This is a genomic window from Gemella bergeri ATCC 700627 (genome assembly GCF_000469465.1).
Lineage (GTDB): Bacteria > Bacillota > Bacilli > Staphylococcales > Gemellaceae > Gemella > Gemella bergeri.
In genome coordinates, this window is sequence record NZ_KI271849.1 from 1 (window position 1) to 8,723 (window position 8,723).

8 protein-coding genes and 1 pseudogene are annotated in these 8,723 nt (G+C 27.5%); all 9 read left to right on the forward strand.

Features of this window, described 5'->3' with window-relative positions:
- Positions 1–446 precede the first annotated feature (446 nt).
- The 9 genes and pseudogenes from HMPREF1983_RS04825 to HMPREF1983_RS04860 all read left to right on the forward strand — a co-directional run bounded on the left by HMPREF1983_RS04825 (position 447) and on the right by HMPREF1983_RS04860 (position 8,568).
- On the forward strand, positions 447–995 hold the full coding sequence (locus tag HMPREF1983_RS04825) for a TetR/AcrR family transcriptional regulator (RefSeq protein ID WP_021753173.1): 549 nt from the start codon (positions 447–449) through the stop codon (positions 993–995).
- Positions 996–1,131: 136 nt separating this feature from the next.
- A pseudogene (locus tag HMPREF1983_RS04830) lies at positions 1,132–2,930 on the forward strand (oleate hydratase).
- 926 nt (positions 2,931–3,856) lie between these two features.
- Positions 3,857–4,465: a hypothetical protein gene (locus HMPREF1983_RS07895; protein WP_021753176.1), complete on the forward strand. Its 609-nt coding sequence runs from the start codon at positions 3,857–3,859 to the stop codon at positions 4,463–4,465.
- An 8-nt stretch (positions 4,466–4,473) separates the two neighbouring features.
- On the forward strand, positions 4,474–5,556 hold the full coding sequence (locus HMPREF1983_RS04835) for an AAA family ATPase (protein WP_021753177.1): 1,083 nt from the start codon (positions 4,474–4,476) through the stop codon (positions 5,554–5,556).
- Entirely contained in the window at positions 5,546–6,598 is a 1,053-nt protein-coding gene (gene mcrC, locus HMPREF1983_RS04840) for a 5-methylcytosine-specific restriction endonuclease system specificity protein McrC (protein WP_021753178.1), read from the forward strand. The genes HMPREF1983_RS04835 and mcrC overlap by 11 nt, the downstream gene beginning before the upstream one ends.
- Before the next feature lie 27 nt (positions 6,599–6,625).
- Complete coding sequence (locus tag HMPREF1983_RS04845) at positions 6,626–6,910, forward strand: DUF2316 family protein (protein ID WP_021753179.1); 285 nt, start codon at positions 6,626–6,628, stop codon at positions 6,908–6,910.
- 47 nt (positions 6,911–6,957) lie between these two features.
- Positions 6,958–7,350, forward strand: coding sequence for a hypothetical protein (locus tag HMPREF1983_RS04850; protein WP_021753180.1), 393 nt, complete (start codon positions 6,958–6,960; stop codon positions 7,348–7,350).
- Between the two features lie 27 nt (positions 7,351–7,377).
- Positions 7,378–7,971 carry a sugar O-acetyltransferase gene (locus tag HMPREF1983_RS04855; protein WP_021753181.1) on the forward strand — a complete coding sequence of 198 codons (594 nt, stop codon included), beginning with the start codon at positions 7,378–7,380 and terminating at the stop codon, positions 7,969–7,971.
- A gap of 81 nt (positions 7,972–8,052) precedes the next feature.
- The gene (locus HMPREF1983_RS04860) at positions 8,053–8,568 is read left to right on the forward strand and encodes a ClbS/DfsB family four-helix bundle protein (RefSeq protein ID WP_021753182.1); all 516 of its coding nucleotides are present in this window, start codon (positions 8,053–8,055) and stop codon (positions 8,566–8,568) included.
- Positions 8,569–8,723 lie beyond the last annotated feature (155 nt).

Below are 8,723 nucleotides of genomic sequence, written 5' to 3' on the forward strand. Positions count from 1 at the left end.
TTTTTATCAGTCCGATTTTTTGTTGAGCCATAATTTAAGTAATATACTAAGAAATAAAGTCTTGATTTTTCAAGGCTTTATTTTTTGTTTAACATTGTTTCTTTAATATATTAAAATAGTGTAAGAGTATTATATTCGGTATTCATGCGCTATTTTTTGTAACATACTGTAAATTTACGATTGGTATTATTTTTTAAAAAATTGAATTTTGAAAACTAGATAAGATTATTTTTTATCATAAAAAAATTATTTTGAAAATGATAATGAAAAATTTAAAGAAGGATTTTATTGGTTGATAAAATAGTGGAATTTATGAGAAAATACTAGTACAATAGTGGTCTTCATTTTTATGATACAAAACAATAGTTTTATTATTGTCATACTAGATGATTAGCTATACAAAATAAGTAAATATAAAAAAGAATTAACATAATGAAAGAAAGGGAGTGACTAGGTATGACTATAGTAATAAAAAAGTACTAGCATCAACTCTAAAAGAAATGGCAGAAAAGAAAACATTATCAAAAATAACAATTAATGACTTAACTCAAGCTTGTGGAGTAAGTCGACAGACATTTTATAATAATTTTAAAGATATTTATGATTTAGTAGAGTGGATTTATCTTCGAGAAGTAGTAACTTCAATTGGAAGAGGTGTAATCTATGAAAAATGGCAAGATGCGCTAATATCAATTTTTCAATATATCTCTGAGAATCATGTTTTTGTTTTAAATACCTATCGCTCTTTTGGGAAAGGATTTTTAGAAAGAGTTTTAAAGCAAGAGATTGAACTATTTCTAAGTAATCAGATATTTCAAAAAATCGAAGTGTCTCAAGAAAAGACTAGGCAAGTAGAGTTTTCTTACTCTTTTTATACTTATGCTTTAGTAGGTGTAGGATTAGATTGGATAGAAAAGAAAATGCCCGAAACTGTTGAAGAACTTGTCGGAAGAATTGAAAAAGTTATGTTAGGCGAGGTTATTTCCCTTCTTTAATAAAAAATAGTTCTTTACAATTCAAAGAATTTGTAAAATAGTTAGGCAAAAAGCGGAAATTGTAAATTGTTTTATTTATATGAAAAGTGTATATTAATGGTGATATTAATATACACTTTTTTTAGGAGGGGTTTTTATGTATTATTCAAATGGAAATTATGAAGCTTTTGCTAAACCAAAAAAACCAGCAGGAGTTGATAAAAAATCAGCTTATTTAGTTGGTTCTGGACTCGCATCTCTTTCTGCGGCAGCCTTTTTAATTCGAGATGGGCAAATGAAAGGGGATAGAATTCATATTTTTGAAGAACTTCCAATAGCAGGAGGTAGCTTGGATGGTATTATGAATCCAACACCTTGGATGGTATTATGAATCCAACACGTGGATTTATTATCCGTGGTGGTCGTGAGATGGAAGATCACTTTGAATGTCTTTGGGATCTTTTCCGTTCTATTCCATCATTAGAGATAGAAGATGCGTCAGTTTTAGATGAATTTTACTGGTTAAACAAAGAAGATCCTAACTATTCAAAATGTCGTGTTATTGAAAAACGTGGACAACAAATTCCTAATGATGGGCTTTTTGCCTTATCTGACAAATCTAGTCAAGAAATGGTTAAATTATACTTAACTTCAGAGTCAGAACTACAAGGGAAAAAAATTACAGATGTATTTAGTAAAGAATTTTTTGGAACAAACTTTTGGATTTATTGGTCGACTATGTTTGCCTTTGAAAAATGGCATTCAGCTACAGAAATGCGCCGTTATGTACTGAGATTTATTCATCATATTAATGGACTTCCAGATTTATTGGCACTTAAATTCACTAAATATAATCAATATGAATCATTAGTATTACCTTTGGTTAAATACTTAGAAAATCATGGGGTTACTTTTGAGTATAATACTGTTGTCAAAGATATCAAAGTTGAAAAACATGGAAAAGATCTTATCGCTAAACACTTAATCTTAGAGGTAAAAGGAGAGCCGGTTATTAGAGAGTTAACAGAAGATGATCTTGTTTTTGTTACAAATGGTAGTATTACTGCTTCAACAACTTATGGTAATAATGATACATCAGCACCTGTCAACAAAGAACTCGGTGGAGCTTGGCAACTTTGGAAAAACTTAGCTAAACAAGATGAGCGTTTTGGTCGACCGGAAGTATTTTGTGAAAATCTTCCAGATCAAAGTTGGTTTGTTTCCGCGACAGCAACTGTAAAAGATAAACGAATTGCAGAATATATCGAAAAAATTAGCAAGCGTGATCCTTATGCAGGTAAAGTAGTAACAGGTGGTATTGTAACAGCACGTGATTCAAACTGGATGATGAGTTACACACTTAACCGTCAACCACATTTTAAATCTCATCCTAAAGATGAGCTGGTCGTTTGGATTTACGGTTTATATTCAAATATCCCGGGGAACTACATTAAAAAACCAATAGAAGCTTGTACCGGTATTGAAATAGCAGAAGAGTGGCTTTACCATATTGGTGTTCCTGAACAATTTATTCATGAATTTGCTAGCCAAGGATGTAATACAGTGCCGTGTTATATGCCGTATATAACTAGTTATTTTATGCCAAGATGCGATGGAGATCGTCCGTTAGTTATTCCAGAAGGTTCTAAAAACTTAGCATTTATAGGAAACTTCTCTGAGACTGCTCGTGATACTGTCTTCACTACTGAATACTCTGTTCGTACAGCTATGGAAGCCGTCTATACGTTATTAAATGTTGATCGTGGTGTACCTGAAGTGTTTGCTTCTGCTTATGACTTACGTGTAATGACTAAATCTACGAGTCGTTTAATGGATGGTAAAAAACTTGAAGAAGTAAAACTCCCTCTACTTGCCAAAGTATTTAGTAAACGTGTATTGAAAAAAATAAAAGGAACATATATTGAAGAAATTCTAAAAGATGCCGGTTTAATTTAGTTATTAGATTTTCTTACTTATACTTAGAATAAAAATTATAAAATAATTAGTAAAGTGGTTGATCTAAAAGTTCCAAATTGTAAAGAAGTCTAACTATATCTAGTTAAACGTAGTGGTTTATTGATATTCAAATTCGCTTTATAAAACTTTTTGTATCTAATAATCTGTGTGGAGCGACTCGACAAAATCGATTTCTATGAAATCACGATTTTTGAGTCGCTCCCTTTTCTTAGTAAAAAGTTCGTTTTTGTTTAAACTTAAAAACTCATTCTATTGCCATTATAATTTATTATTGTTTTTACAAAATAAATAGCTTATAATATTATTATAAATTTTTAGAGGAGTTATATATTAATTTAGAAATACTTATAATTAAAAAAATTATGGAGAATTTTGTTAATAATTTATTTATTTGTAGAGATAAGAGTAATTTCAATATTTCTTTGTATAGTTTTCTTGTGAAAATTTTTAGAAATGAAGTAATTTATGAACTACCTAGTAGTATTAACGAAGATACATTTACAATTGGAGAATGCAGAAAATATTCCATATGATTAAAAAGTATATTATTCTCTAATTTAAAAATTAGGGGTTTAGGGATAACAATTGTTAATAAAAATACTGGTAAAAAAAGTATTTAGAAGAAATATTTTGCAGAATTACAGTGTATGGTATCAATAGTGATAGGGCGGAATTATATTCCATTGATACTGAAGAGGGAGAATATATTATTTCATATGCTAATGATGAAAGATTTTGAGAACATATGAATCTATTTATTCGAGTACGTAAGTATATTTCCTTATATAAAATTGTTTTAGTTATTTTAGATTGTATTTAGTTTATTATTAATGGGGATTATTCTTATTAATATTATTTAATTGAGAACTTGATAATAGAGTTAATAGAAAGGATAAAAATAATATATGGTTAATATGGAAAATATTGATAAAGACTGGGAACCAAAAAATTACTCACCAGATTTATCAGTGGATGATTGGGTTGAATTGATAAGGGATGAAACTATATTTAATAAATATAGTTTACAAATTATGAAGAGAATAATTGATTATGGAGGGCAAGCTACTTGTAAACAGCTTTCAATGAAGTATGGAGAAAATATAAATTTTTATAATGCAGGATCTATTGCACTTGCAAAAAGAATTGTTAAAAAAACAAATTGTAAACTTAACAAAGGTAGAAATAGTAAGTATTGGCCGATATTATATGTAGGAAAATATACTGAAAATAAAGAAGAGGGAACATTTATTTGGAAGATTCGAGATGAACTGTTAATGGCGTTACAAAAAATTGATTTATCTGATGTAAATCTATATGATAATCGTAAGCAGCAATATTGGTTTTTAAATGCAAATCCTAAAATTTGGAGTATATCTAAAATACCGATAGGAGAGCAACAAGAGTATACTTTGTATGGTAATAAGGGAAGAAAAAGAAGTATCTTTAAAAATTTTATAGATGCAAAAATTGGGGATATAGTATTAGGATATGAGTCATCTCCGATAAAAAAATAGTTTCAATATTGTGTGTTTGTAAAGAACAAGATGGAGAGAAGATTTATTTTGAAAAATGTAAAAACTTGTCAATTCCAATAGATTTTTCAGATTTTAAAAAATATCCGGGACTTCAAAAAATGGAATATTTTAAAAATCCTAGGGGAAGTTTATTTAAACTTACGGAAAGTGAATATAATTTAATATCTGAAATTATAAAAAAAAATAATATGGAATTAAATTATAGTTCTAATAATAGCTATTCAAAAAAAGATTTTTTAAACGATACGTATATGTGTGAGGAAAAATATGATAGTTTGGTATCGGTATTAAAAAAGAAGAAAAATATTATTTTACAAGGAGCACCAGGGGTAGGAAAAACATTTGCAGCTAAAAGACTAGCATATTCTATATTAAATGAAAAGAATGAAGATTTTATAGAGTTTATACAATTTCATCAAAATTATTCTTATGAAGACTTTGTAATGGGGTATAAGCCCGTTGAAAATGGTTTTAAATTAAAACTGGGTATATTCTATAACTTTTGTAAAAAGGCGGAAAGAAATCCTAATAAAGATTATTTTTTAATAATTGATGAAATTAATAGAGGTAATTTGAGTAAAATTTTCGGTGAATTACTAATGCTTATTGAATCTGATTATAGGGAGGAGAAGATTACTTTATCATATGGTGATGAGAAATTTTCTGTACCTAAAAATTTATATATTATCGGTATGATGAATACAGCCGATCGAAGTCTTGCTATGATAGATTATGCTTTAAGGCGTCGTTTTAGTTTTATTAGTCTAGAACCAGGTTTTACATCAAAAGGATTTCTTAAATATCAGGAAAATTTATCAAATGATAATTTTAATAAATTAATAGAAATTATTAAAGAACTTAATCAAGAAATAATTCGAGATAAGGCTTTAGGGAGTGGATTTTGTCTAGGTCATAGCTATTTCTGTAATATTAATGAATGTACGAATAAGTTGCTTAAAGATATAATAGAATTTGATATTATTCCAATGATAAGTGAATATTGGTTTGATGAAGAAGAAAAATTGTTAACTTGGAATAAAAAATTATGTGGTATATTTAATGAAAAATAAGAAAGTATTAATTAAGAATATTTATTATATGTTATCTTATGCTTTTCAAAATATAAATCAAAAAAATTATGAAAATATTGATTTTGAAGAATTTGAAGAAATGTATGATATGTTATCAGCAATTTTGGCTAAAGGAATAGGAACGGAATTAAAACAAGGACTATATCGTGAATATGTCAATAAAAAGGAAAATATTTCTGTCATGAGAGGAAAAGTTAATATACAAGGTACTATTAAAAATCAATATAATAATAAAAGAATATTAAGTTGCGAGTTTGATGAATTATCAGAAAATAATATATATAATCAAATATTGAAATCTACAATTATAATTCTTTTAAAAAATAAAAAAATCAAAGAAAAATATAAAAAAGATTTGAAAAAGAAAATTTTGTTTTTTTCAAATGTAGAAACAATAAATATATCAAACATTAAGTGGAATGCTATTAAATTTCAAAAATATAATCAAAACTACAGAATGTTAATTAATATTTGTCGACTTATAGTTGAGGGGTTACTTTTTACAACTGATAAAGGAGAGTATAAAATTGCAACCTTAATAGATGAACAAAGAATGAGTAGATTATATGAAAAATTTATATTAGAGTATTATAAAAAAAATTTCCCTGAACTTTCTGTAACTTCTTCACAAATACCTTGGATTGTGGATGACGGAATTAGAAATATGTTACCAATAATGAAAACTGATATTCATATACAAAAAGATAATACAGTATTAATAATAGACGCGAAATATTATAGTCAAAATACTCAAATTTATTATAATAAAAATACAATTCATTCAAATAATATTTATCAAATTTTTACTTATGTAAAAAATTGTGATTATAAATTTGAAAAAGAAAATCATACTGTTTCAGGAATGTTGCTTTATGCAAAAACAGAAGATGATATTCAGCCTAATAACACATATAATATGCATGGAAATCAAATATCTGTTAGAACATTAGATTTATATCAAAATTTTAAAGGTATTTCTAAACAACTTAATAATATTATAAAAAATCATTTTGAAATATAACATTTTTTATTAACGTAGGAGAATTTTATGCTTACGAATTTAGAAGCCATTAATACAAGAAATGAATTACAAGAGAATTATAAAAGATTGAATGAAGATGAGAACAAAGTACTGAAAGACTTAGAAATTTCAAAAGACGAATTATATACGGTATTGAATATGGAAAATCCATATCCGGAGCATGTTTGGACGGTTAGAGATTATTTTGAAGATAAATTAATAGAAAAAGGTATAGAAGTATTTCCATTTACAAAATTAGCCAATTACAATGCTAATAGGTGGGTCTCATACAAAACCCCGTGGAGAAAATAAAAATTTATCAATATAACTTTTAAAAAGTTTAAATAGGAGAAAAAGAGATGCTTTTATTAGGTGTAGAAAAAGAAAATGGATGGTTATTTGCAGAATATAGGTTAACTTATAGAGTGGGGTGGAAACATATTTGTAAAGCAGTTAATTTAGCATATGATTATTATGATAATATAGAAATTCTCGTTGATGATAAAATAATAAATATACACTCAAAAGAAGAAGTTCTAAAAATAAAAGAAGCTGGGAAGATGACGATACGTGGTATTTCTAAGGTAGTAGGCGTACCATTAATGATAACATTTTTTAATCAACTTCAAGCCGTTAGATGTTCGGTTGGCTGTGTGACAGAGGAATTTCAAGCGGCTGAATATGAAAAATTTAATAAATCATTAGCTCAATACATGGATAGCCTAGAAATAGCTATGTACAGACAAATCTAATTATTACTAATGTAAAAGGGGATTAAGATGAATATATTAGAAATTATGAAACAAAATAAATCATATGTAAGCGGGTATGAAAGTACCCCTATGGAAAAACAATATTATGCAAAGGAATTATGTTGGAAATATAATCAAACTTTGCCAAAAGAACAAGATAAACGTATAGAAATCTTAAAAGAATTATTTGGCACTTGTTCAGATTATGTGTTTATTGAGCCAAGTTTTCGTTGTGATTATGGATTTAACATTCACATTCATGGTTTTACTTTTATTAATTATAACTGCGTAATTTTAGATAATTCTCCTGTTAACATAGGAAATGGCGCATTTATCGCTCCTGGAGTGTGTATAGCTTGTTCAGGTCATGCAATACATCCTGAACAACGAGCAAAAGGTGTAGGCACCTCGGCACCTATAACTATAGAAGACAATGTTTGGATTGGAGCAAATTCAACAGTATGTGGCGGTGTAACAATAGGAAAAGGTTCGATTATTGGGGCTGGAAGTGTTGTTAAAAAGAATATTCCAGTAGGTGTTATTGCAGCCGGTTCACCTTGTAAAGTGATTAGAAAAATTACGGAAGAAGATAAAATTAAACCAGAAGATATTTTATATTAATTAAACTATATCAGAAGAGAAATATTAAAAGAAGAGCTCTTAATATAAGATCTATGTGTTGTACACAAGGGGGAGAATATAATGAAACAATATAGCTCTAAAAAAGAGTTGATTAGTGAAATTAATAAAGCATTTGAAAAATATATTACAGAATTTTTCACAATAAGGGAAGAAGATAAAAATTTACGAATAGACGGAGTAGATAGGACACCGGCAGAAAATTTATCCTATCAATTAGGGTGGACAACTTTGTTATTACAATGGGAACGAGATGAACTCATTGGAAAAATTGTTAAAACACCGCATCCCAATTTTAAATGGAATGAACTTGGTAAATTGTATTCTTGGTTTTATGAGCAATATTCTAAAATGACTTTAGAAGAATTAATTATTGCACTAACCAATAACGTGAATGAAATAATTGTATGGTTAGAAAATATTTCTGATGAGGAATTATTTATGCCGCATAAAAGAAAATGGGCAGATAGTGCAACTAAAACAGCAGTATGGCCTATATGGAAATTTGTTCAAGTAAATACAGTTGCTCCCTTTAAAACATTTAGAACAAAGATAAGAAAATGGAAAAAAGAAAGATAAATTGTGAAATATTAAATAGAAAAAATATAAATTATGTTTTTATAACTTATTTATATATTATTTAAAATATGTGATATATTTTTTGTTGAGAATAAATTTACATTTCAGTAATAAGTTCATCATATATTATAATTTATATTTATTGACAGAATGGT

Coding starts and splice junctions, on each gene's coding strand:
- HMPREF1983_RS07895 (WP_021753176.1), top strand. CDS start 3,857: ATGGTTAATATGGAAAATATTGATAAAGACTGGGAACCAAAAAATTAC.
- mcrC (WP_021753178.1), top strand. CDS start 5,546: ATGAAAAATAAGAAAGTATTAATTAAGAATATTTATTATATGTTATCT.
- HMPREF1983_RS04845 (WP_021753179.1), top strand. CDS start 6,626: ATGCTTACGAATTTAGAAGCCATTAATACAAGAAATGAATTACAAGAG.
- HMPREF1983_RS04850 (WP_021753180.1), top strand. CDS start 6,958: ATGCTTTTATTAGGTGTAGAAAAAGAAAATGGATGGTTATTTGCAGAA.
- HMPREF1983_RS04855 (WP_021753181.1), top strand. CDS start 7,378: ATGAATATATTAGAAATTATGAAACAAAATAAATCATATGTAAGCGGG.
- HMPREF1983_RS04860 (WP_021753182.1), top strand. CDS start 8,053: ATGAAACAATATAGCTCTAAAAAAGAGTTGATTAGTGAAATTAATAAA.